The organism is Pedobacter paludisoli, assembly GCF_052344095.1.
GTDB lineage: Bacteria > Bacteroidota > Bacteroidia > Sphingobacteriales > Sphingobacteriaceae > Pedobacter.
This window is the reverse complement of the sequence record NZ_CP179926.1, coordinates 3,381,000-3,402,355: the sequence shown is the minus strand read 5'-3', so window position 1 is coordinate 3,402,355 and position 21,356 is coordinate 3,381,000. Positions and strand designations below refer to the sequence as shown.

Below are 21,356 nucleotides of genomic sequence, written 5' to 3'. Positions count from 1 at the left end.
TGTTATTGTATTTTGGCTATCCAAAGCATGAATCCATACGAAACCAAACGCCGCTGGAAATTTCTCCTCCTTATTTTTGCGATGCTCATTGGCATTGCCTCTATTTTTTACACCGATTCTTTTGTAAAGAAAATGGAGCGCGAAGAAGCCAATCAATTTAAGCTTTATGTAAAAGTGCAAGAGCGTTCGTTATTGCTGTACGACAACGATACCTTTACCGGAATTGTTGATTCCATTCGAAAAAACACCAAAGTTCCGATAATTATTACCAATTCTGACGGGGCCATTCTTGCCTTTCAGGGTTTAGACAGTACCAAAACCATTTATCCCGACGTCAAAGAGCTCAGTTACGATTTGCCTTATTTTAAGCACGAACTGGCAAAAATGAAAGCGCAACATCCATCGGCCGAGATGAATATTTTTGGGAGAAAATCGTACGCCTATTACAAAGATTCATTTGTTTTAACCCAGTTGCGCTATTTCCCCTACATTCAAATGTTTGTTATTTTCTTGTTCCTTCTAACGGCCTATGCCGCTTTTAGTTCATCGCGTAGAGTGGAGCAAAATCATGTTTGGGTAGGTTTAGCAAAAGAAACTGCACACCAGTTAGGGACGCCTATTTCTTCGTTAATGGCTTGGGTGGAATTAATTAAGTCGAAATTTGATGCAGAAAATGATCCCCTTATTGCCGAAATGGAAAACGACATCCACCGGCTCGAAATCATTACCGACCGTTTTTCTAAAATTGGTTCAAAACCAATCCTTGAAGACCATACCGTTTTCTTCGTTATCGGCAATTTTATCGATTATTTTAAAGTACGCACCTCCGATAAAGTTAAATTCCGCATCACCGGCGATGAGCAAGTTAGGGCCATGCTTAACGTCCCTTTGTTTGATTGGGTAATTGAAAATTTATTAAAAAATGCCGTAAATGCAATCGAAAATGAGGGTTCAATCGCAGTCAACATTATCGAAAACTTAGCCAAAGAACAAGTTTTTATCGACATTACCGATAGCGGGAAAGGAATTGCCCGATCTAAATTCGATGCCGTTTTTCAGCCGGGATACACCACCCGGAAACGCGGATGGGGCTTGGGCTTATCTCTAACAAAACGTATTGTAGAAAATTACCACAGCGGCGAAATTTTTGTCAAAGAATCAGAAATTGGCAAAGGAACTACTTTCCGCATCATTTTAAAAAGCAGTTTAACCTATGAACCGACCACAGCCTAACGAGTACCCTATCTGGGGCGAAGCCTACATCAGCAAAGTTGATGGCGATATTTTCGAGATCCTGAACCAGCAAATAGAAAGCATTCCGGCCTTGTTTAAAAAAAATGCCGACAAAGAAAACTTTGCCTATGCAGAAAACAAATGGACACTCAAAGAAATGTTAGGCCACATCATAGATACCGAGCGCATTTTAGTGTACCGCTTAACCTGTTTTGCGCGTAACGAACAACAAGCGCTTCCTGGTTTCGATGAAGATGCTTTTGTATTAAACGCTCGCTTTGCTGAGCGCGATTATGCCGATTTAATAGCAGAATTTGCCGCCCTGCGCAAAGCAAATCTTTACCTTTTCCGCAGCTTAAACAACGAAGAATTAAATCGAAAAGGTATCGCCTCCAATCGCGAAATCAATGTCAAATCTATTCTATTTATTGTAGCCGGGCACATCATCCACCATGTGTCCATTTTAAAAGAACGCTATCATGTGGTTTAAAGATTTTACCGTCGCTCAATTAAACGACCGCCCCAAAAATCACATTGGCGCCTTGCTCGACATTCAATTTACCGAAATTACCGCCGATTCTTTAAGCGCCACCATGCCCGTTGATGAACGTACGCATCAACCGGCCGGCATCTTACACGGTGGAGCCTCTGTGGTTTTAGCCGAAACACTGGGCAGCATTGCATCCTTCATGTGTATCGACCCTGAAAAACACATCGCAGTAGGTTTAGAAGTTAATGCCAACCATCTACGGCCGGTAAAAAGCGGCCTGGTAACGGGTATTTGCAAAGCCCTCCATCGCGGAGCCAAAACGCATGTCTGGGAAATCAAAATGTACGATAATCGAGGCAAAATGAATTGTATCAGCCGATTAACGGTTGCCATTCTAAACAAACCCCTTACAACATAACACAGCTAAAACACATTCATTTTTCTACCTTTGTGGTATGAACTGGATAATACTAATCATTGCCGGCCTCTTCGAAGTTGGCTTTACCACGTGCTTAAAGCTTTCCAACAACTTTAGCAACTTAAAGTGGAGCATTGCCTTTTTTGTTTGTATAACGCTAAGCTTTATTTTGCTTAACAAAGCCTCGCAAACCCTGCCAATGGGTACAGCTTACGCCGTGTGGACAGGAATTGGCGCCGTGGGAACCGTATTAATCGGCATATTTTATTTTAACGAACCAGCCACCTTTTGGCGCATATTTTTTATTTGCAGCCTTATTGCATCCATTGCTGGTCTCAAGTTTTTCGCCGCACATTAAGAAGCGCAGGTACAGACTATCAAACAAGGGCCAGTCCCGCTTTCCATTACAAGTCCTCATTTCATTGCGGGCTTTTCATTTCAATCGGGGCTAAAATTGAAAAAACACTGCAAAACAAAAATACCATAAATGAGAAAGGGTCACTATTTCATGAATAGTGACCCTTTTCTAATATGATAAATAAATTAAATTACTTTCACATTAACGGCATTTAAGCCTTTTTTACCGTTAGCAACTTCGTACTGTACTTTGTCGTTTTCACGGATTTCGTCGATAAGACCTGTTGAATGTACAAAAATCTCGCTATCTCCGTTTGAAGGGATGATAAATCCGAAACCTTTTGTTACATTGAAGAATTTTACTGTGCCTTCTTGCATTGTATTAAAATGTTAAATTAAGTCTGCAAGATATGTTTTAATTTTTAATATCAAAATCTTTTTTTAACATTATTTTAACGTTAAAATCTTGTAAACTACAGATTATTAACTCTTTTTAAGGGCGCGCCCAACTACATTTAATGTTATTTCAGAATTATGTGCCATTCCCAAAGTTGTTCCCGGAATAACCTCAAACAAATTACGGATATACACATCGGCCACGCCTTGCATCATCTTTTTCTTTGCTTCGGCATTCTCAGGCAAAACACCCCCCACAAATAAAATCTTAATTCGTCCGGTATAATCCACAATTGCTTTGCATTCGTATGCAAAATCTCTGTATGCTCTGTTTATCACAATTTTATATTGCGGAAAAATATAATCGTAGGCGGTTCCCCGTTTGGTTAATTTATCAACCGTGCTAATTTTTTCAACGGTAACCACTTTACTTTTGGGTATAAATTGAACGGGTACGCGTGCCGCATAGCTGCTATCGCTATTCGAATTTACCACTGCTGTTCGCTTCTTTATAAACAACGTATCTTTTGCTGTCGGTTTTTGAAGCTCCTCCGCAGTTGTTTTCAATTTATTTTTAATGTAATCATTGGCATAAAAAGTCATGTTCACATCCGAGCGAATATCCGATGCAATTACCATCCCATCAACCTGAATACGCTGAAAAACCAAACTATCTTTCGAAATCAGCTTTACTTTAAAAAATTGCTCTGCGAAATTGTACACATTCCCGTGATCATATTGCAGGAAGAACTTTTGCATAATTTGTTTCTGGGGGCTCCAAGCCATCATAGTGTCTTCTTTCGCAACTTCAATAATCCAGGAAGGCTCTTGCATAAACCCTTCCGGATTAAACGACAACCCGTTGCTAAAGCGACGTTTAACTTCGGTATATCGAATTCCTTTTACAGGCTCAAACCTAAACTCTCTTAACGATGCGTCTTTTGATTTACTCCCATAATTACAGGCCGAAAACAAAAACAACACGAACACCCCAAAACACAGGTTCTTTATCATAATACGTACTAGCAATTTAAAATTGCGCTAAATTAATTATTCTTTTTCACCAAAACCACATTGGCCACCTTACGCTGCCCTTCGTGGTCCCATTTTTTATTATCAGAAGGATAATTGACAATTCCATTCTCGCCAAAACCCGATACCCACAGCGTAGTTGAGCCTCCACCATCAAAATTGATCGCACTGCTACAGCCGAGCCAATACATTAATTTATTGAGCTCATGCAGGCTCATTCCTGCCGACTGGTCGCTTCTGCCGTCCACCGTCACCAACAAAACCTCTCCTGAAGCCTTTAAGCCCAAACAAGTTCTAGGGTGACGCAAACGTGTAAAACTTGTCGTATCTAATGTTTCGTCTTTTCCATTAAAGCGCAATAAAGGGCCATTCAACAATATGTTTTCTGCTTGCAGCTTGGTTTCCCAATCCATACTCCCATCCCATTTTTGAATGCTCAGTTTTCCATCTATAATAACTACCGCAGCTTGCTGATGACGGGCGCGCAAGCCACTTTTATCTAAACGAACGGTATTTACAACACGGCCATTTACTTTTACAAAATCAACCGAGCCTCCATTTTTTACATCAAAGAAATTTCCGTTTATAGCTACCAATGCATTGTTTCGTTTCCCAAAATCGCTGGTATTCTTCAATTCTTTTTTTTCTGCATCTAATGCAAAAATCGCCTTTCTACCTTTGTTCTTTACTTCAACAATAGAAATGTTCTCGTTTGCCGAAAAAAGATTCTTTTCATTAAAATGATATTTCCGAAGGACAAGGTGCTTTGAAATTTTTGTTTTTTGCCATTTAGCCTGCACCACCGATAACGAATCGATATTTTGAGCGCTCAGCGCATAGCCTGATAGAAAAAATAAAAGAAAGGTTGTTACGTGCTTAAACATGGGAATAAATTTGCACTAAAAATAACCCGTTTTTATCCAAGAACAAAAGGTATCTAAACAAAAACGGGATAAATCATACCTGACCTATCCCGTTCTATCTTCTTTCGAAAATTATTTTTTCGGATCTAGAATATCCTTAATTCGGATGGCTAAATCTTCGTAATGTGCTTTTGTAATCGCATCGCCTGCAGCAGCTCTTGCTTTTACAGTTGTTAAAACTGTTTTAAGCTCCATACGCACCAATGGACGAATATCAGATTGTGAAACATTTATTGGCGTGAATCCTGAATTTGCTAGGTAATCAGCAGGCATACCCGGAGGCGTTTCCATCTCTTTTGTCATCAACGTTTCTAAACGATCGATATAGGCACGTTGCAACGAACGTTTAAAAGCATCCGCTTTGCCCGAAGCAAATACAGAAGAACGAACATCAGTAAACATTTCAGGTAAAGTATACGCTTTTGCTGTACCATTTTTCGCTTCATTATCCAACATACGCGCAATACGAGGGGCAGATAGAAGACTACCTAAAGTGTTCGCCTGAACGCCTTTAATTTTATTTAAAAGAACACCGTTATCAAATTTGCCCAACAAATTGGTATTTATTAACCACATTGGCGTAGTAAACAATTGTTGGTTTAAGAACGTGATGGCTTCTTTTTGTTTTGCTTTTGGCAAATATGCATATACCGAACCCGCTTGATCATAGGTTTTAAAGTTCTCGCTCATTCCTCCCACATTCATGGTTACATGACCCATGTAGCGGTTAAACTGGCCAACAATTTCTGTATACAATTCTTTCACATCAGAATAATCTTTTCCTTTTTGGTAGGTCCATTTTTCAAGATTTGGCAAAATGCGTTTCAAGTTAGCAATACCGTAAGTACTTGCTTTCATGGCGTTATCACCCAAATCTTCATTTTGTAAACGCGGATCGATACTCGTTCCTTGACGTCCAAAATAATACAATGGATTTCCTGCATTTTTCAAGGTCCATTGATCCAAAATTTCTCTTTCTTGTGCTGCAGATTTATTTCCAGGGAACCATGTATAACCCCATTTAACAGCCCACTTATCGTACTCGCCAACTTGAGGGTACAATTTTGTAACGCCATCTCCTGGCTGTGCAATGTAATTAAAGCGAGCATAATCCATAATAGATGGCGCCGTTCCGTGTTTATCTGTAAACGACTTAGAACGCAATGAGTCTACTGGATACGCGTAGCTTGAACCGAAATTATGTGGCAAACCTAAGGTATGACCAATTTCGTGCGAAGATACAAATCGAATTAACTCACCCATTTGCTCATCTGTGAATTTAGATTTACGTGCTGCAGGATTTACCGCTGCCGTTTGTACAAAATACCAATTACGCAATAAACTCATCACATTATGGTACCAGCCAATGTGTGTTTCTAGAATTTGACCAGTACGAGGATCACTAACGTGCGGACCATATGCATTTGCAATATCAGAAGCAAAATAACGAACTACCGAATAACGCGAATCTTCTACACTAAACTCAGGATCTTGCGCCTTTGTTGGGGCTTCCTTACCGATAATCGCATTTTTAAACCCTGCGCTTTCAAAAGCTACTTGCCAATCGTTAATCCCTTGAATTAAATACGGAACCCATTTTCTTGGCGTAGCCGGATCAATGTAAATTACAATTGGCTTCACTGGCTCTACCAATTCGCCGCGTTTGTAAGCATTCGTATCCTTTGGCACTAAGTTCCAACGGTGAATATAAGATGTACGCTCTGCCTTTTGCGCATCCGTTCCGTAGTCAATTTGCGATTGGCCAAAGAAACCAACACGACTATCCATGATACGGGCTTTTACCGGGTTTTTAGGCAACAACAACATCGATGTATTGAATTCCATTGTAATCGACGCATTGGTATTATCCGTTGGCGAGTCAGCTGAACGGTAGGTTTTAGAGGTTTTCACTTCAATGTTAATTGGAAATGATTTCACCGTATCCAAATATGAACGTGTAGGATCTAAAGCCATTACTTTATATAACTTTCTAAGTTGATCGCTAGCACCAATAGCCATTACGTCGCCATTGTAAAAATCGGTTACATCAATCACTACTCCCGTAGTATCTTTATTATATGCTTTGATATCGAAGCTTGCTAAAATTTGCGATAAGTTTGAGTTTTGCACCGATTGATACATATCTGAAGTAGAGTCGGCTTTTGTAGCAAAACTCGGAACGCGAATAAAAACTTGCTTTCCTCTGCGTTGCCATTGCCATACCTGTTCGTTTAACATCTCACCTCCGTATTGTTGGTTTCCAACTTTTACACCGGCCGGAACCTTTGCTAAACGCGTAATTACTAACATTTCGCGGCTCAACATAGAATCAGGGATTTCGAAAAACCACCTATCATCTACCTTATGGGTTTTAAATAAGCCTTTGGTTGTTTTGGCTTTCGAGGTAATAACCTCGTTATAGGCTTTTATTCCTTCTTTTTTAGGGGCTTGTGGAGGAGTTGCTGGTGTGGCGGGTCCTGCAGAAGGTTTTTTCGTATCCTTCTTGTTTGGCCACTTTTGTGCATGTGCCGTATTTGACCCGGCTACACAAAAGGCCACCATACCTGCAAATGCAAGTAATTTAATAGATTTTTTCATGTGTGTTTGGTTTTGTATAAACCGCCAAAGTTAATGGCTTATACGTGTTTACGCAACCCGTAACTAGAAAATTACTTCAAAATTAAATTCGTTTTTCAAGATGAGCTACTTTGAAGACAATTTCATTATCGCGATAAATTTCAAAAATAAGGGTTAAACCTTCCTTTGAGCGAAACAATTCCGTCAATTCACTAAAGGAGTAATGTTCGATAGCTTTAAAGTTTAAGCCAATAATTTGATCGCGCGGGCATAGCCCTGCCTTTTCTGCTGGCGAACCCTCCTCTATCTCTCCTATCAGTATCGCTTTAAATTTATCCGGATCCAGATAAATAATCATCCCCAACATATCATGCTGAAACGGTCCCTTAAAATATTGGTTAGGTTTTAATGAGATGAATTCATCTTGATAATTAAATTGAATATCAAACCTTCGCAACAAATCAGCTCCCAAATTTCCATTTCGATTACTGACTGCAACTTTATCGGCAATGCTCTCAAAATCAGGAAAGCTCGATATGACATCCCTAAATGAATATTTTCCAAGATTTATTTGCTCCGTTCGTCCAAAATACCCCTTAATTTGACCACTTAAGCTCAAACCTAAGTTTGCTTTAATTTTCTTTTCGGGTAGTGGAAAAGGTCCTGATTCGAGCTTTTCTAAAGATAATGCATGACTGGCGCCCGTATCCATCAAAAACTTGGCGCGTACAATGGCTCCTTCTGCGGTTTTAACGGACGCTTGAACATACGGTTTTAAATTTTCAAGGGTTATTTTTTGTTTGCTTCCGCGATATTTAACCTTGCTGCCAGGCCTATAAAAAATAAGTCTATTCTCGCTGTATCGAATATCGACCACAAAACTGTTAAAAAAATAATAGCCAATTAGGCCATAAACTTTTTGCCCCAAGTGTCCTGACAAATTAAAGAGGTCCTCTTTTAAAATGGCGGTGGGGATATTTTGAGCACGCGAACGGCCAACCTTAGCCCGCATATGTTGTGTTACATACGCTTCCACACTTTCGACCCCTAAGCCCGTAACCGTAATTTTGCGCAGCACACTAAAATCAAGTGAATCTAAAATGCTTGGATCGGTAATAATCATGGGGCCTACACCCGTGTCCAAAACGAAATCATAAGGCCCTTTATCATTAATATAGACTGGAACGACCATTAAATTCTTTATGCTTTTAAACGGGATAGACTGCCGATTGCCACCTCCCGGAAAAGTAAAATCTTGGCCAAAGGCACGCCCATCATAACACAGAAATATGCAGCAAAGCCAGATTTTTACCAGACGTAAAACCATAAAGGGATGATATTTGGTTAACATTGAATTAAATTTAATAATTTAGTTCTGAATAACATCCATAAACAGAAAACATGTTCCTTACTACTGTCGTTAAAATAGCACGCAATAGCACTGTCTGCTTACTTCTTTTAGTATCGGCCTGTGCCACCGAAAAAAGCATGCACAAAAAAGTTGCCCATCAGTTTAAAAACTCAAGCATCATTAAACAATATCACGTTGGGTTTGCGCTTTACTCTTTAGCAAACCATAAAATGATATACGGACAAGATGCCGACAAATATTTTACGCCCGCTTCGAATACCAAACTGTTTACCTTTTACACCAGTTTAAAGATGCTGCCCGATTTAATGCCAGCCTTTAAATACATCGAAAGGAACGATTCACTCATCTTTTGGGGCACCGGCGATCCTTCTTTTTTACACAGTACGTTAAAAAGCAGAGAGGCCTACAATTTTCTGGCAAACAGCTCAAAAAAATTATTTTTTGCCTCAGGGCGATACACGGGTGATTTTTATGGAGATGGCTGGAGTTGGGACGATTACAACGACTATTACCAACCCGAGATTACGGAGTTTCCAATAGCGGATAACATGGTCACCACACACTACTTGAGCGCCGATAAATTTAGCATCAGCCCAAAAATATTCGCACCAAATTTTAAAGCTGATTCGAGTAAAAAAACAACGGACTTTTACGTCAAACGTGATTTTGGAAGCAACACATTTACCTATCCTATTGCACCGATAAAAACGGGCTATTCACAACAAATACCATACAAAACAAGTCCTGAGAATTTCGTTGCCGTTTTATCGGACACCTTACACAAGTCTGTAACATTAACGCATGTAACCTTGCCTAAAGATGCTAAAACTTTTTTAGGGGCTAAACGCGATTCGGTATTAAAACACATGATGCTCCCTAGCGATAATTTTCTAGCCGAACATTTATTATTGGCCTGTTCCAATCAATTGGGAGACACGCTGAGTACGCAAAAAACGATTAATTATGCGTTAAAAAATTATCTTTCCTTTTTACCCAACAAACCCCGCTGGGTTGATGGCTCTGGTTTATCGCAAAAAAATTTATTTAGTCCGCAGGATATTGTTTTACTGCTAGACTCCATTTATCAAGAGGTAAACAGTAGTAGCCGCCTTTTCAATATGCTGCCCGCCGGTGGTAAAAGCGGAACCCTAAAAAATGCCTATCCTAAAACGGAAACTCCTTTTGTATTTGGCAAAACCGGAACGCTCAGTGGTGTACACAATCAAAGCGGCTATGTGGTAACAAAAACCGGCAAAATTTACCTCTATTCTTTTATGAACAACAATTTTGTGAATCCAACAGCTGAAGTTCGAGGAGAAATGGCTAGAATTGTAACCTATATACACGATAATTTTTAAATGAAAATCTCCTTAACCTGTATTGCCTTATTCATTTGTTCGCTTGCCTTTGGTCAAAAACAACTTGTCTTTACCTCCAAAAACTTGCCTCAAGCAGACACTACGTGGGTTTTCAGTCCTAAAAACCTCAAGAAAAAAACAAAAGTGCCGGCAATTATATTACTGCATGGCTATGGAGGCAACTACAAACAATGGGATAAAATAATGGATGCTCAAAAATATGCCGACGAATATGGCTTCGTAGTTATTTGTCCTGACGGATTGGTAAAAAGCTGGTATTTAAACAGCCCAGCCAAAGCAGATTGGCAATATGAAAATTTCTTTTTTGAGGAATTTTTACCCAAAATAAAAGCCGAATTCCCCATCGATTCCGATAAACTTTTCATTACCGGCCTAAGCATGGGTGGGCATGGTGCTTTATGGTTGTTTTTAAAACATCCCGAACAATTTTTAAGCGCCGGAAGCACCAGCGGAGGCATCAACCTACGCGATGCCATCGGAAAATTTGGTGTTCCTGAATTACTCGGAAATCCCAACAAAGACAGCGATATCTGGTTAAAATATTCTGTAATTGGCCAAATAGATAAACTTAAAGACAGTAAAAAGCAAATTATCTTTGATTGTGGCTCGAGCGATTTCTTTTATCTCTCGAACAATGCCTTGAAAAAGAAATGCGACAGTTTGCACATTAACGCAACCTATATATCTCAGCCCGGAACCCACAATTCGGCCTATTGGAAAAAATCCATTAAGCAACAATTTACCTTTTTTAGTAACCTGCTTCCTTAATGCTTCCTAATTTTAGTTCCATACCGCAGCCCTTTTCGAACCGAATCATGCATGAGGGGCAATCCTATTTGTATTTTGGGGGAACGGCGTATTTAGGCATCCCGCGGGACGCTGATTTTTTAGCACTTTACCTAGAAGGATTAAAAAAATACGGAATCAATAATGGCACGAGCCGCAACAACAACGTACAACTAGGAATTTACAACGAAGTTGAACAGTATGCTGCAAACTATTTTAAAACTCCGGATGCGCTGCTGGTTTCAAGTGGATATTTAGCTGCGCAACTCTGTGTAAAAGCGTTTAGCAAAAAAGCGGAAGTTCGCTATGCACCAGCCACCCACCCAGCATTATGGCTCCAAGATGAAAACCCAAATAACCAGTCCTCCTTTATAAACTGGACAAACGAGATTATTCAGGAGATTAACCAATCTCCTCAAAAAAGTTGGGTCTTAATCAGTAACTCGATGAATAATTTATTTCCCGAAATCTACAGTTTTGATTTTGTTAAAGAAATTCATCGTACAAAAGAAATCATCTTATTGGTCGATGATTCACATGGTATTGGTATCAACAACAATGGCCTAAGTGCCTACAGCTCCCTGCCTCAGCAAAAAAACATCCATTGCGTGGTGGTAGCATTCATGGCCAAAGCATTGGGAGTAGATGCCGGAATTGTTTTGGCCTCCAAAAAAATTATCCAAGAATTAAAAAACACCAACGAATTTTTCGGCGCATCTCCAGCCTCTGCAGCGGGTTTATATGCCTTCAGTAAGGCGGAAAATATTTACGCCAATGCGCGTGTGAAACTGCAGGGAAACATGCGCTTTTTTGAAAGCAACCTCGATTCTGAATGGGCCTATGTATCCAAATTTCCGGCATATTTAAGTACCGATCCGCTTTTAGATCAAAAATTATTTCCGCACAACATTTTACTATCCTCTTTTGCATATCCAACTAAAGACAGCCCATCCATCAACCGAATTGTGCTCTCCAGTTGGCATACGGAAACCGATATAAAGAATCTTTTACATTCATTGAACAGATAAATCTCTTTTCTAGTATCTTAGCCACATGCTATCCATGAAAAAATTTTTTATTCTTCTATCGTTCCTAATTTTAGGGACTTCATTCAGTCAGGCGCAAACAACTGAAATTTGGATTGTACGCCATGCAGAAAAAGATACATCAAACCCACAGGATAAAAACCCTGATTTATCCGTTGAGGGACAAATACGTGCCCACGATCTAGCCATTTACCTAAAAAAAGTGAGTTTCGACTATGCCTTTACCACCGATTTTAAGCGAACACGCCAAACAATTGATTCGCTTATTGTTCCCAAAGTAAAAGTGTATACCGATACGAAAGCATTAGCCGATACCATTAAACAAAATTATCTGGGAAAAACGATTATAATCGCAGGGCATTCAAACACCATTCTCGAAACCATTGAAGCCTTAGGTGCAGACAGACCTCTTGATATGTTGACGGAAGATGATTACGATTATATTTTTCACCTTACGTTAAAAAACGACAAGGCTAAAGTGAAAATAGATCATTTTGGAAGGCCGCATCATCTTTAATCGCTACAATTGCTGAAAAGGAATATCCATTAAATCGTAGTTTTTCCAGTTATTGAAATCGAAGTGCCACCATTCGTTTTCCAATACTTTAAAATTATGCCGCTGCATAACTTCAATTAAAAAACTACGGTTCTTTTTCACCTCGTCACTCACATCGGGATAATCAGCCGCGGCGGCTTTCGAAAAACTATCATACGGCGTAGCCATGGCAATTTCCTTTCCAGTTTTTAAATCAATAATCGTTAAATCAACTGCACAGCCACGATTGTGACGTGAACCTTGCGCAGGGTTTGCAACAAATGCTTTATCACTGGCCTTTTCGTAAAAAGCGACCGTTATCGTGTAAGGACGATACGCATCAAAAATCTTTAATCCGTAGCCTTTTTTATTAAGCTCTTCTTGAATTTTCTTTAAAGAAAGGACTACCGGCTTCCGAGCAAAAGCTCGTGCTTCCTTGTACATCACTTGCTTCATAAAATTGTTCTCGGTGGCATAACGAATATCCAATTTTATCGAAGGAATGACTTTCTTTATTTCCAGGAGTTGATTATCCGGCTCGTTTAGAATCGATTGAAGGTATTCAGTTTTATTCCGGACAACCTTTAGTTTTTGTTCTGTTGCTTTGACATCGCTTTGCGCAAATAATGAAAACGAAACGCAGGACAAAAGAATGCTTAGCTTTAATTTCATCAGGTAATGGCGATTTTATTGGTTGGAAACCACTAGAAGTTCTAAATCTTTAAACGGCAGATTAAACATATCCGCAAAATCCTTGTTGGTTACATTACCTTGATAAATATACAATGCCTCGCGCAGGCCAGCATGGTTCCAAATGGTATTGGTTAATCCACCAGATTCACCAATATCGATTAAAATTGGAGCAAATATATTGGTTAGTGCATAAGAAGCCGTTCGAGGAACACGCGATGCAATGTTTGGAACACAATAATGAATAACATCGTATTTCCGGAAAATTGGATTGGTATGGTTGGTTACTTCCGAAGTTTCAAAACAGCCTCCCTGATCGATGCTCACATCAATAACCACCGAATGGGGTTTCATTTTAGCCACTGTTTCTTCCATCACAATACAAGGGCTGCGTCCGTGGCTGGCACGAATGGCGCCAATTACCACATCGCAAGTAACAATGGCCTTATTTAAAACGATGGGTTGCATAACCGAGGTAAACACGCGACTGTTTCCTAAATTATTTTGTAACCTGCGTAAGCGATAAATGGAACTGTCAAACACTTTTACTTCTGCGCCTAAAGCTAATGCGGTTCTGGCAGCATATTCGCCTACGGTTCCGGCACCTAAAATCACAATTTCGGTTGGAGGAACTCCCGTAAAACCGCCCAACATTAACCCCTTACCGCCTGTTACATTGCTTAAATATTCGGCTGCTATTAATATGGACGTTGAGCCTACAATTTCACTCATGGCACGCACGACACATAAAACCTCACCTTCATCACGTAAGCGCTCAAAACACAGCGCGTTGATTTTTTTATGAATTAATGCTTTTAAATATTCTGGTTTCAGTGTTCCTGTTGGCAACGATGACATCAGGGTTTGCCCCTTGTGCATGAGTGCAATTTCATCAAGGGTGGGAGGCGCAATTTTTACTAAAATATCGCAACTAAAAATTTCTTTTTTGTCATGCGTTATTTTAGCGCCCTGCTCTGCATATTCCGCATCCGAAAAATTAGCACCAGTACCTGCTCCGCTTTCTAAAACTACTTTATGCCCATTATTCACCAATAAGGCAACAGACAAAGGAGTTAAAGCGATTCTATTTTCTTGAAATGAAATTTCTTTTGGAATACCAATATTCAGACTGTTTTTTCTGTTTCTGGTTTCTAACGTTGCTTCTTGTGTTTGGAGTAACCCTTGAAGAGCTATATCGGCCATTCCGTCGCGTAATCCTGTAGCCATGTTATAATGTTGTCTTGTCGTTTTAGGACTATGAAGATACGGAAAAATCGATAAAATACTGCTACTTAAATATATCTAAAAAATTATATCCCCTCTTTACTGAAGATAAACCGACGTTCATTTTCATCGATAATGGTTATTTGAACTTTGATATACTGCGCTGGCAATAACTCCTCTACCCTTTCTGGCCACTCAATTAAACAAATTGCTCCACTGTAAAAATATTCTTCATAACCTAAATCGTATGCTTCTTGAATATCTTTAATTCTGTAAAAGTCGAAATGAAAAATACTTCCCCCTTCCCACTCATATTCATTGACAATGGAATAAGTCGGGCTGGAAACTACCTCTTGAACACCTAAAACCCGACAAAACTCTTTCACAAAAGTGGTTTTGCCCGCGCCCATATCTCCTTCAAAGATGAAGATTTTTTTGGTGCCACTAAATTCAGCCAGCTTATGAGCGACCTGGCTTAAATCGGATATACTTTTTGCTACAATTTCCATTTAAAACAAATAAAGACAATTCTCAGCAAAGTTGCATTTACAAAATTTAATTTAGAAACATCTTTATTTATTTTATCCCTTCCGGAGATCAGTTCTTATTTTGAGGTGTACGTTACCACAGGAATAATCATTTCTTCCAATGAAATTCCCCCATGCTGAAACGTTTCATTGTAGTAATTTACAAATTGATTGTAATTATTCGGGTAAACGAAATAATTATCCTCTCTAGCAAAAATATAACTACTGCTGATGTTGATTTTCGGCAACATGGCTTCGTGCGGATTTTTAATCGCAAACACTTCTTTCGCATTAAAATTCAAATTTCTACCTTGTTTATACCGCAAATTAGTATTCGTGCTTCTGTCGCCGACTACCTTTACCGGTTTCTTCACACGGATGGTACCGTGATCAGTTGTGATGATCAATTTCACTTTTTTCTGAGAAATTTTCTTCAACAAATCATATAAAGGCGAATGCTCAAACCACGATAATGTTAATGAACGATAAGCAGCATCGTCGTTGGCTAGCTCACGAATCATTTGCATATCGGTACGGGCGTGACTTAGCATATCCACAAAGTTGAAAACAATTGCGTTAAAGTCATTTTTCAACAATTGATGCGTTTGATCAACCAAATCTTTCCCTTGCTCAAACGTTAATATTTTATGGTAGCTAAATTTGCAATCTTTTCGCAGTGTACGTTTGATGTTATCGGCAAGAAAGGCTTCTTCGTGTAGATTTTTTCCGCCTTCATCATCGTCGTTTTGCCATAGCGTTGGAAATCTTCGCTCCATCTCCAACGGCATTAATCCTGAAAATATAGCATTTCGGGCATATTGAGTGGCCGTAGGTAAAATACTGCTATACATATCTTCTTCATCTATTCTGAAATATTCGCCAATAAGCGGGTTAATTATTTTCCATTGATCATAGCGTAAATTATCAATCAAAATAAAGAAAACGGGTACTTCTTCCGATAGCAAAGGAAAAGCCTTTTTCTTTAATAACTCGTTTGAAAATAGCGGTGCCTTATCCTTATCCTTTATCCAACCTAAATAATGTTCTTCTACAAATTTCGAAAACTGTGTATTGGCTTCTTGCTTTTGCATGGTTAAAATTTCATGCATTTGCGGATCGTCCAGCTTTTCTAACTCCAGTTCCCAAAACACAATTTTTTTATACACATCTACCCATTCCGTATAGCTTAATCGATCCCCAAGGGTCATGCCCAAACGTCTAAAATCCTGCTGATAGGCCATCGATGTTTTTTCACTAACCAACCTTTTATTATCAATAAGTTTTTTAATGGTTAGCAATACCTGTTTTGGGTTTACCGGCTTAATTAAATAATCGTCAATTTTGCTGCCAATAGCATCCTCCATTAAATTTTCTTCTTCACTTTTGGTAATCAATACCACGGGAATTTCGGGGTTAATATTTTTGATGGCCGAAAGTGTTTCTATACCACTCATTCCCGGCATATTTTCATCTAAGAATACTAGGTCGAAATTCGATTTCCCGAAAGCCTCTAAAGCATCGTTTCCGTTGGTGAATGTGGTTACATGATAGCCCTTATCGTTGAGCAATAATATATGCGGTTTTAGCAAGTCGATTTCATCATCGGCCCACAATATTTTAGTTTCTTGCATGTTAATGTAATAATAGATGGTAAAAAGCCGTTTTTTTCGGCAGACAAAATGATATCTAAATAAAAATAGCAATTTTTGTACCGCATCTATACATTTAACCTTTTTTAACGATTGAATAAGAAAAAAATAATCAACGATCCGGTTTACGGCTTTATCAGTATTCCTTCTGCACTGGTATATGATGTTATCTCACATCCATATTTTCAGCGTTTACGCTACATCAAGCAACTTGGGATGACGCATTTGGTTTATCCGGGGGCATTGCATACCCGCTTTCACCATGCTTTGGGCGCTATGCACCTCATGAGTTTAACTATTTCATTACTACGCAGTAAAGGACACGTAATAACCGAAGGGGAAGAAGAAGCTGCCACATTGGCCATTTTACTACACGATATTGGCCACGGTCCGTTTTCACATGCATTGGAACATTCGTTGGTAACCGGAATCCGACACGAAGATATTTCATCCAAATTGATGCAGGAGTTGAATCAACATTTTGATGGCCGTTTAACGCATGCCATTGAAGTGTTTAACGATTCTTATCCTAAAAAATTCTTGCATCAGTTAATCTCGGGTCAGCTTGATTTAGATCGAATGGATTATTTAAATCGCGACAGCTTTTTTACCGGCGTAAGTGAAGGGGTGATTAGCTTTGATAGAATCATTAAAATGTTTAATGTTTTTGACGATGATTTAGTTATCGAAGAAAAAGGAATTTATTCAATTGAGAAGTTTCTAATTGCCCGCAGGCTGATGTACTGGCAAGTTTATTTACACAAAACGGTTGTTTCGGGCGAGATGATTTTGGTAAAACTATTGGAGCGTGCTAAATATTTATCTGCGCAGGGAGAGGATTTATTTGCCTCGCCTTCGTTAAAATATTTTCTTCAAAACAACATCAACGAGCATAACTTTTTTCAAGACCCGATTAATCTAGCCCATTTCACCAATCTCGATGATCAGGATATTTATGCTGCCGTAAAAGTTTGGGTAAATCATTCGGATAAGATTCTTGCTACTCTTTGCAAAATGCTTACCTCTAGAAACCTATACAAAGTAGAAATCAGCAATGAAAAATTCCCGGCAGAACGGATAACATTTTTAGAAAGCACCGTTACATCGTTACTAAATATAGCACCTGAAGACAGCAAATACTTTGTGTTTACGAATGCTATTCAGAACCGGGCATACAACGATGGTGTAGGAAATATCAAGATTTTAATGAAAAACAACCAAATAGTTGACATTGCTAAAGCTTCGGATTTATCCAACCTTGAATCGCTTCAAAAAACCGTAGAGAAGTATATTTTGTGCTATCCGAGGGGTATTTAAGCTTTTTTAACAAAATAAATCCAATTTACTGTTCATTTAATCTTACTATTGTACCGCAATTAGGATAACCGAGCAGGTTTTTTTGTTCATATCAATTTAACATTTACCTTTGTAAAATGCAATTTACTGCCAAGCAGATAAGCGAGTTTTTAAACGGTTCCATTGAGGGTAATCCCGATGTGGCTGTTAAAGAACTGTCTAAAATAGAAGATGGGAAAGAAGGCTCTTTGTCTTTTCTTTCAAACCCTAAGTACGAAAACTTTTTGTATTCGACTCAGGCTTCAGTTGTTATCGTTTCAAAAGATTTTGTACCAACACAAAACTTTAACTGTACACTCGTACGTGTAGAGAATCCATATAGTTCATTTACGGTCCTTTTAGATAAATATAATGAGGCAGTAAACGCCCAAAATGAACAATCGGGCATTGATAAACTGGCTCAGGTTCATCCAACGGCAAAAATTGGCAAAAATGTATTTATTGATGCCTTCTCATACATTGGTGAAAATGTAGAAATTGGAGATGGCACGAAAATAAACAGTCAGACTTTTATTGGCGCTAATACCAAAATAGGCAACAACTGTATCTTTTTTGCGGGGGTAAAAATTTATCATCATTCGCAAATTGGTCACAATGTGACTATCCATTCTAACACGGTAATTGGTAGTGATGGCTTTGGCTTTGCGCCGCAAAAAGACGGCACCTACAATAAAATTCCTCAAATAGGAAACGTTATTATAGAAGATAATGTTGAAATTGGAGCCAATACAACCGTTGACCGGGCTACCATGGGCTCAACCATTGTTAAAAAAGGAGCAAAAATTGATAATCTGATTCAAATTGCCCACAATGTTGAAATTGGACAAAACACCGTTATTGCTGCGCAAGCGGGTATTTCGGGAAGCACTAAAATTGGTCCAAACAGCGTTATAGGAGGACAAGTTGGCATTGCTGGACATTTAACGCTTGCTAAAGGCACGCAGATTGGTGCTCAAGCGGGTATAAATTCAAATATTACAGAAGAGGATAAACAATGGCACGGAACACCGGCTCAACCGTTGAAAAACTGGATGCGTGCCACGGTACTTTTCAGGCAACTCCCAGTGATGGAACGAAAAATTCGTGATCTGGAAGAAGAAATAAAAAGACTTAAATCAGAGTTGGAAAAGAATACATTACAAAATGAACGTTAGACAAAGAACGATTAAAACAGAAGGATCTGTATCTGGAGTTGGCTTACACACAGGAGCCAATGTTACACTTACTTTTTGCCCTGCACCCGAAAATCATGGTTTTAAATTTCAACGTATTGATTTAGAAGGTCAACCCATCATCGATGCAGACGCAGACAATGTAACAGATACCTCTCGCGGAACCACCATTACACAAAACGGCGCCAGCGTAAGCACCGTTGAACACGTAATGGCCTCGCTAATTGGTATGGACTTAGACAATGTTTTAATAAAACTTGATGGACCTGAAACGCCAATTATGGATGGTAGTTCTATCCAATTTATTGATTTAATTGAAGAAATTGGAACAGTAGAACAAAATGCTGATCGCGAGTACTTTACCATTCCTCACAACATAACCTATACCGAGGTAGATAGAAAAGTTGAAATTGTAGCCATGCCTTTAGACGATTATCGCTTTACATGCATGATCGATTACAATTCGCCCGTTTTAGGTAGCCAACACGCTGGAATCAATACCATTGCCGAATTTAAAAAGGATATCGCATCTTGCCGTACCTTTTGTTTCTTACACGAATTAGAATATCAATTATCGCACAACCTGATTAAAGGTGGCGATTTAAATAATGCTATTGTTATTGTTGACAAAGAAGTAACCAAAGACGAGCTTAGTCATTTAGCCAAACTTTTCAACCGTAAAGATATTGACGTAGCGCCACAAGGAATTTTAAACAACATGGAGTTGCGTTACCAAAACGAGCCTGCACGTCACAAACTTCTTGATATGATTGGCGATTTAGCTTTGGTAGGCATGCACTTAAAAGGCCACATTATGGCAGCCCGTCCGGGCCATGCGGCAAACGTTGCTTTTGCCAAAAAAATTAAAGCCGCTATTAAAAAAGAGAAAAACAAAAAAATACAAAAAGTGTACGACCCAAGTGTGAAACCGCTTTTGGATGTTACCCAAATTATGGACATCCTGCCTCATCGTCAACCTTTTTTATTTGTCGATAAAATATTAGAGCTTTCTAAAAACCATGTGGTAGGCGTGAAAAACGTAACCATGAATGAGGAGCTTTTTAAAGGCCATTTCCCAGGTGCTCCGGTATTTCCTGGTGTTATTCAAATTGAGTCGATGGCCCAAGTTGGTGGTATTTTAGTGTTAAGCACGGTACCTGACCCACAAAATTACTTAACCTATTTCTTAAAAATTGACAATGTTCGTTTTAGAGCACAAGTGCTCCCTGGCGATACCATCGTTTTCCGTTGCGATTTAATGGAGCCTATCAGAAGAGGAATTGCTCAAATGAAAGGTGTTGGTATGGTTGGCGAAAAAATCGTTGTTGAAGCCGAAATGATGGCACAAATTACAAAAGTTAAACAAACAGAACCTGCCCAATAATGATACAACCTTTAGCATACATTCATCCTCAAGCAAAAATTGCCGAAAATGTGGTAATTGAACCTTTCGTTGTGATACACAAAGACGTTGTTATTGGCGAAGGAACCTGGATTGGATCCAATGTAACCATTATGGATGGTGCCCGCATTGGTAAAAACTGCCGTATCTTCCCTGGCGCTGTTATTTCTGGCGAACCACAAGATTTAAAATACGCAGGTGAAACTACAACCGCCGAAATTGGCGACAACACCACCATTCGCGAATGTGTTACCGTTAACCGCGGAACAAAAGATAAATGGAAAACTGTTATTGGCAGCAACTGTCTAATCCAAGCATATTCACACATTGCACACGATTGTGAGGTTGGAAATAACTGTATTTTTTCAAACAGCACCACACTTGCTGGACACATTACCATTGGAAATAACGTGGTTTTGGCCGGACTAGTTGCTATTCACCAATTTGTTAAAGTTGGTTCATACGCTTTCGTAACTGGCGGTTCGTTAGTGCGTAAAGATGTTCCTCCTTATGTTAAAGCTGCGCGCGAACCTCTTTCTTATGCGGGTATCAACTCGGTCGGTTTACGTAGACGCGGTTTTACCAATGAACAAATTGACGAAATACAAGAAATTTATCGCATTCTTTTTGTAAAACATAACAACGTTACAAAAGCTTTAGATATGATTGAAGCCGAATTTAAGCCAACGGAAATCCGCGATGAAATTGTTGATTTTATCCGCAATTCTAACCGCGGGGTGATGAAAGGCTTTGGCATGGGTAGCTAAGCTGCAAACAAACCCAAAAAAATGC

General features: G+C 39.1%; 21 protein-coding genes. 12 read left to right on the top strand and 9 right to left on the bottom strand.

What is annotated here, in order from left to right:
* Nucleotides 1–27 precede the first annotated feature (27 nt).
* The 4 genes from ACJVDK_RS14030 to ACJVDK_RS14015 are packed head-to-tail and all read left to right on the top strand — an operon-like array spanning nucleotide 28 to nucleotide 2,499.
* Entirely contained in the window at nucleotides 28–1,233 is a 1,206-nt protein-coding gene (locus ACJVDK_RS14030; RefSeq protein WP_443937299.1) for a sensor histidine kinase, read from the top strand.
* Nucleotides 1,214–1,723 (top strand): DinB family protein, encoded by a 510-nt coding sequence (locus tag ACJVDK_RS14025; RefSeq protein WP_443937298.1) that lies wholly within the window; start codon nucleotides 1,214–1,216, stop codon nucleotides 1,721–1,723. Before ACJVDK_RS14030 ends, ACJVDK_RS14025 begins: the two co-directional genes overlap by 20 nt.
* Entirely contained in the window at nucleotides 1,713–2,141 is a 429-nt protein-coding gene (locus tag ACJVDK_RS14020) for a hotdog fold thioesterase (protein ID WP_443937297.1), read from the top strand. The genes ACJVDK_RS14025 and ACJVDK_RS14020 overlap by 11 nt, the downstream gene beginning before the upstream one ends.
* A gap of 37 nt (nucleotides 2,142–2,178) precedes the next feature.
* The gene (locus ACJVDK_RS14015; protein WP_443937296.1) at nucleotides 2,179–2,499 is read left to right on the top strand and encodes a DMT family transporter; all 321 of its coding nucleotides are present in this window, start codon (nucleotides 2,179–2,181) and stop codon (nucleotides 2,497–2,499) included.
* Between the two features lie 185 nt (nucleotides 2,500–2,684).
* On the opposite strand, the gene ACJVDK_RS14010 is transcribed toward ACJVDK_RS14015, so the two are convergent.
* The 5 genes from ACJVDK_RS14010 to ACJVDK_RS13990 form a co-directional block, all read right to left on the bottom strand.
* Nucleotides 2,685–2,876: a cold-shock protein gene (locus ACJVDK_RS14010; protein WP_443937295.1), complete on the bottom strand. Its 192-nt coding sequence runs from the start codon at nucleotides 2,874–2,876 to the stop codon at nucleotides 2,685–2,687.
* A 105-nt stretch (nucleotides 2,877–2,981) separates the two neighbouring features.
* Nucleotides 2,982–3,908, bottom strand: coding sequence for a hypothetical protein (locus tag ACJVDK_RS14005; RefSeq protein ID WP_443937294.1), 927 nt, complete (start codon nucleotides 3,906–3,908; stop codon nucleotides 2,982–2,984).
* 32 nt (nucleotides 3,909–3,940) lie between these two features.
* Entirely contained in the window at nucleotides 3,941–4,810 is an 870-nt protein-coding gene (locus ACJVDK_RS14000; protein ID WP_443937293.1) for a phosphodiester glycosidase family protein, read from the bottom strand.
* Nucleotides 4,811–4,921: 111 nt separating this feature from the next.
* A complete protein-coding gene (locus ACJVDK_RS13995) occupies nucleotides 4,922–7,447 on the bottom strand; it encodes a zinc-dependent metalloprotease (RefSeq protein ID WP_443937292.1) in 2,526 nt (841 codons plus the stop codon).
* A gap of 82 nt (nucleotides 7,448–7,529) precedes the next feature.
* Nucleotides 7,530–8,777, bottom strand: coding sequence for an aspartyl protease family protein (locus tag ACJVDK_RS13990; RefSeq protein WP_443937291.1), 1,248 nt, complete (start codon nucleotides 8,775–8,777; stop codon nucleotides 7,530–7,532).
* 137 nt (nucleotides 8,778–8,914) lie between these two features.
* Between ACJVDK_RS13990 and ACJVDK_RS13985 the strand changes: the two genes are divergently transcribed.
* From ACJVDK_RS13985 to ACJVDK_RS13970, 4 genes are read left to right on the top strand one after another with little or no spacing between them, the layout of a single operon-like run.
* Nucleotides 8,915–10,156, top strand: a complete 1,242-nt coding sequence (locus ACJVDK_RS13985; RefSeq protein WP_443937290.1) for a D-alanyl-D-alanine carboxypeptidase/D-alanyl-D-alanine-endopeptidase — start codon at nucleotides 8,915–8,917, stop codon at nucleotides 10,154–10,156.
* Nucleotides 10,157–10,945, top strand: coding sequence for an alpha/beta hydrolase (locus ACJVDK_RS13980; RefSeq protein WP_443937289.1), 789 nt, complete (start codon nucleotides 10,157–10,159; stop codon nucleotides 10,943–10,945).
* Nucleotides 10,945–11,991, top strand: a complete 1,047-nt coding sequence (locus ACJVDK_RS13975) for an aminotransferase class I/II-fold pyridoxal phosphate-dependent enzyme (protein ID WP_443937288.1) — start codon at nucleotides 10,945–10,947, stop codon at nucleotides 11,989–11,991. The genes ACJVDK_RS13980 and ACJVDK_RS13975 overlap by 1 nt, the downstream gene beginning before the upstream one ends.
* Before the next feature lie 34 nt (nucleotides 11,992–12,025).
* A complete protein-coding gene (locus ACJVDK_RS13970; RefSeq protein ID WP_443937287.1) occupies nucleotides 12,026–12,526 on the top strand; it encodes a histidine phosphatase family protein in 501 nt (166 codons plus the stop codon).
* 3 nt (nucleotides 12,527–12,529) lie between these two features.
* Here ACJVDK_RS13970 and ACJVDK_RS13965 read toward each other — a convergent pair whose 3' ends face one another.
* The 4 genes from ACJVDK_RS13965 to porX all read right to left on the bottom strand — a co-directional run bounded on the left by ACJVDK_RS13965 (nucleotide 12,530) and on the right by porX (nucleotide 16,616).
* The gene (locus tag ACJVDK_RS13965; protein ID WP_443937286.1) at nucleotides 12,530–13,216 is read right to left on the bottom strand and encodes a M15 family metallopeptidase; all 687 of its coding nucleotides are present in this window, start codon (nucleotides 13,214–13,216) and stop codon (nucleotides 12,530–12,532) included.
* Nucleotides 13,217–13,231: 15 nt separating this feature from the next.
* Nucleotides 13,232–14,461, bottom strand: a complete 1,230-nt coding sequence (locus tag ACJVDK_RS13960) for an alanine dehydrogenase (RefSeq protein ID WP_443937285.1) — start codon at nucleotides 14,459–14,461, stop codon at nucleotides 13,232–13,234.
* Nucleotides 14,462–14,544: 83 nt separating this feature from the next.
* On the bottom strand, nucleotides 14,545–14,967 hold the full coding sequence (gene tsaE / locus ACJVDK_RS13955; RefSeq protein WP_443937284.1) for a tRNA (adenosine(37)-N6)-threonylcarbamoyltransferase complex ATPase subunit type 1 TsaE: 423 nt from the start codon (nucleotides 14,965–14,967) through the stop codon (nucleotides 14,545–14,547).
* 95 nt (nucleotides 14,968–15,062) lie between these two features.
* Nucleotides 15,063–16,616 (bottom strand): T9SS response regulator signal transducer PorX, encoded by a 1,554-nt coding sequence (gene porX, locus ACJVDK_RS13950; protein WP_443937283.1) that lies wholly within the window; start codon nucleotides 16,614–16,616, stop codon nucleotides 15,063–15,065.
* A gap of 111 nt (nucleotides 16,617–16,727) precedes the next feature.
* On the opposite strand from porX, the gene ACJVDK_RS13945 reads away from it, so the two are divergent.
* The 4 genes from ACJVDK_RS13945 (at nucleotide 16,728) to lpxA (ending at nucleotide 21,331) form a co-directional block, all read left to right on the top strand.
* The gene (locus ACJVDK_RS13945) at nucleotides 16,728–17,951 is read left to right on the top strand and encodes an HD domain-containing protein (RefSeq protein WP_443937282.1); all 1,224 of its coding nucleotides are present in this window, start codon (nucleotides 16,728–16,730) and stop codon (nucleotides 17,949–17,951) included.
* Nucleotides 17,952–18,067: 116 nt separating this feature from the next.
* A complete protein-coding gene (gene lpxD / locus ACJVDK_RS13940; protein ID WP_443937281.1) occupies nucleotides 18,068–19,144 on the top strand; it encodes a UDP-3-O-(3-hydroxymyristoyl)glucosamine N-acyltransferase in 1,077 nt (358 codons plus the stop codon).
* Nucleotides 19,134–20,546, top strand: a complete 1,413-nt coding sequence (locus ACJVDK_RS13935) for a bifunctional UDP-3-O-[3-hydroxymyristoyl] N-acetylglucosamine deacetylase/3-hydroxyacyl-ACP dehydratase (protein ID WP_443937280.1) — start codon at nucleotides 19,134–19,136, stop codon at nucleotides 20,544–20,546. Before lpxD ends, ACJVDK_RS13935 begins: the two co-directional genes overlap by 11 nt.
* Nucleotides 20,546–21,331, top strand: a complete 786-nt coding sequence (gene lpxA, locus ACJVDK_RS13930) for an acyl-ACP--UDP-N-acetylglucosamine O-acyltransferase (protein WP_443937279.1) — start codon at nucleotides 20,546–20,548, stop codon at nucleotides 21,329–21,331. Before ACJVDK_RS13935 ends, lpxA begins: the two co-directional genes overlap by 1 nt.
* Nucleotides 21,332–21,356 lie beyond the last annotated feature (25 nt).

Coding starts and splice junctions, on each gene's coding strand:
- ACJVDK_RS13985 (WP_443937290.1), top strand. CDS start 8,915: ATGCACAAAAAAGTTGCCCATCAGTTTAAAAACTCAAGCATCATTAAA.
- ACJVDK_RS14025 (WP_443937298.1), top strand. CDS start 1,214: ATGAACCGACCACAGCCTAACGAGTACCCTATCTGGGGCGAAGCCTAC.
- ACJVDK_RS13995 (WP_443937292.1), bottom strand. CDS start 7,447: ATGAAAAAATCTATTAAATTACTTGCATTTGCAGGTATGGTGGCCTTT.
- porX (WP_443937283.1), bottom strand. CDS start 16,616: ATGCAAGAAACTAAAATATTGTGGGCCGATGATGAAATCGACTTGCTA.
- ACJVDK_RS13975 (WP_443937288.1), top strand. CDS start 10,945: ATGCTTCCTAATTTTAGTTCCATACCGCAGCCCTTTTCGAACCGAATC.
- ACJVDK_RS14010 (WP_443937295.1), bottom strand. CDS start 2,876: ATGCAAGAAGGCACAGTAAAATTCTTCAATGTAACAAAAGGTTTCGGA.
- ACJVDK_RS13960 (WP_443937285.1), bottom strand. CDS start 14,461: ATGGCTACAGGATTACGCGACGGAATGGCCGATATAGCTCTTCAAGGG.
- ACJVDK_RS13970 (WP_443937287.1), top strand. CDS start 12,026: ATGAAAAAATTTTTTATTCTTCTATCGTTCCTAATTTTAGGGACTTCA.
- ACJVDK_RS14030 (WP_443937299.1), top strand. CDS start 28: ATGAATCCATACGAAACCAAACGCCGCTGGAAATTTCTCCTCCTTATT.
- tsaE (WP_443937284.1), bottom strand. CDS start 14,967: ATGGAAATTGTAGCAAAAAGTATATCCGATTTAAGCCAGGTCGCTCAT.
- ACJVDK_RS13965 (WP_443937286.1), bottom strand. CDS start 13,216: ATGAAATTAAAGCTAAGCATTCTTTTGTCCTGCGTTTCGTTTTCATTA.
- ACJVDK_RS14015 (WP_443937296.1), top strand. CDS start 2,179: ATGAACTGGATAATACTAATCATTGCCGGCCTCTTCGAAGTTGGCTTT.
- ACJVDK_RS13935 (WP_443937280.1), top strand. CDS start 19,134: ATGAACGTTAGACAAAGAACGATTAAAACAGAAGGATCTGTATCTGGA.
- lpxA (WP_443937279.1), top strand. CDS start 20,546: ATGATACAACCTTTAGCATACATTCATCCTCAAGCAAAAATTGCCGAA.
- ACJVDK_RS14000 (WP_443937293.1), bottom strand. CDS start 4,810: ATGTTTAAGCACGTAACAACCTTTCTTTTATTTTTTCTATCAGGCTAT.
- ACJVDK_RS14005 (WP_443937294.1), bottom strand. CDS start 3,908: ATGATAAAGAACCTGTGTTTTGGGGTGTTCGTGTTGTTTTTGTTTTCG.
- ACJVDK_RS14020 (WP_443937297.1), top strand. CDS start 1,713: ATGTGGTTTAAAGATTTTACCGTCGCTCAATTAAACGACCGCCCCAAA.
- lpxD (WP_443937281.1), top strand. CDS start 18,068: ATGCAATTTACTGCCAAGCAGATAAGCGAGTTTTTAAACGGTTCCATT.
- ACJVDK_RS13990 (WP_443937291.1), bottom strand. CDS start 8,777: ATGTTAACCAAATATCATCCCTTTATGGTTTTACGTCTGGTAAAAATC.
- ACJVDK_RS13980 (WP_443937289.1), top strand. CDS start 10,157: ATGAAAATCTCCTTAACCTGTATTGCCTTATTCATTTGTTCGCTTGCC.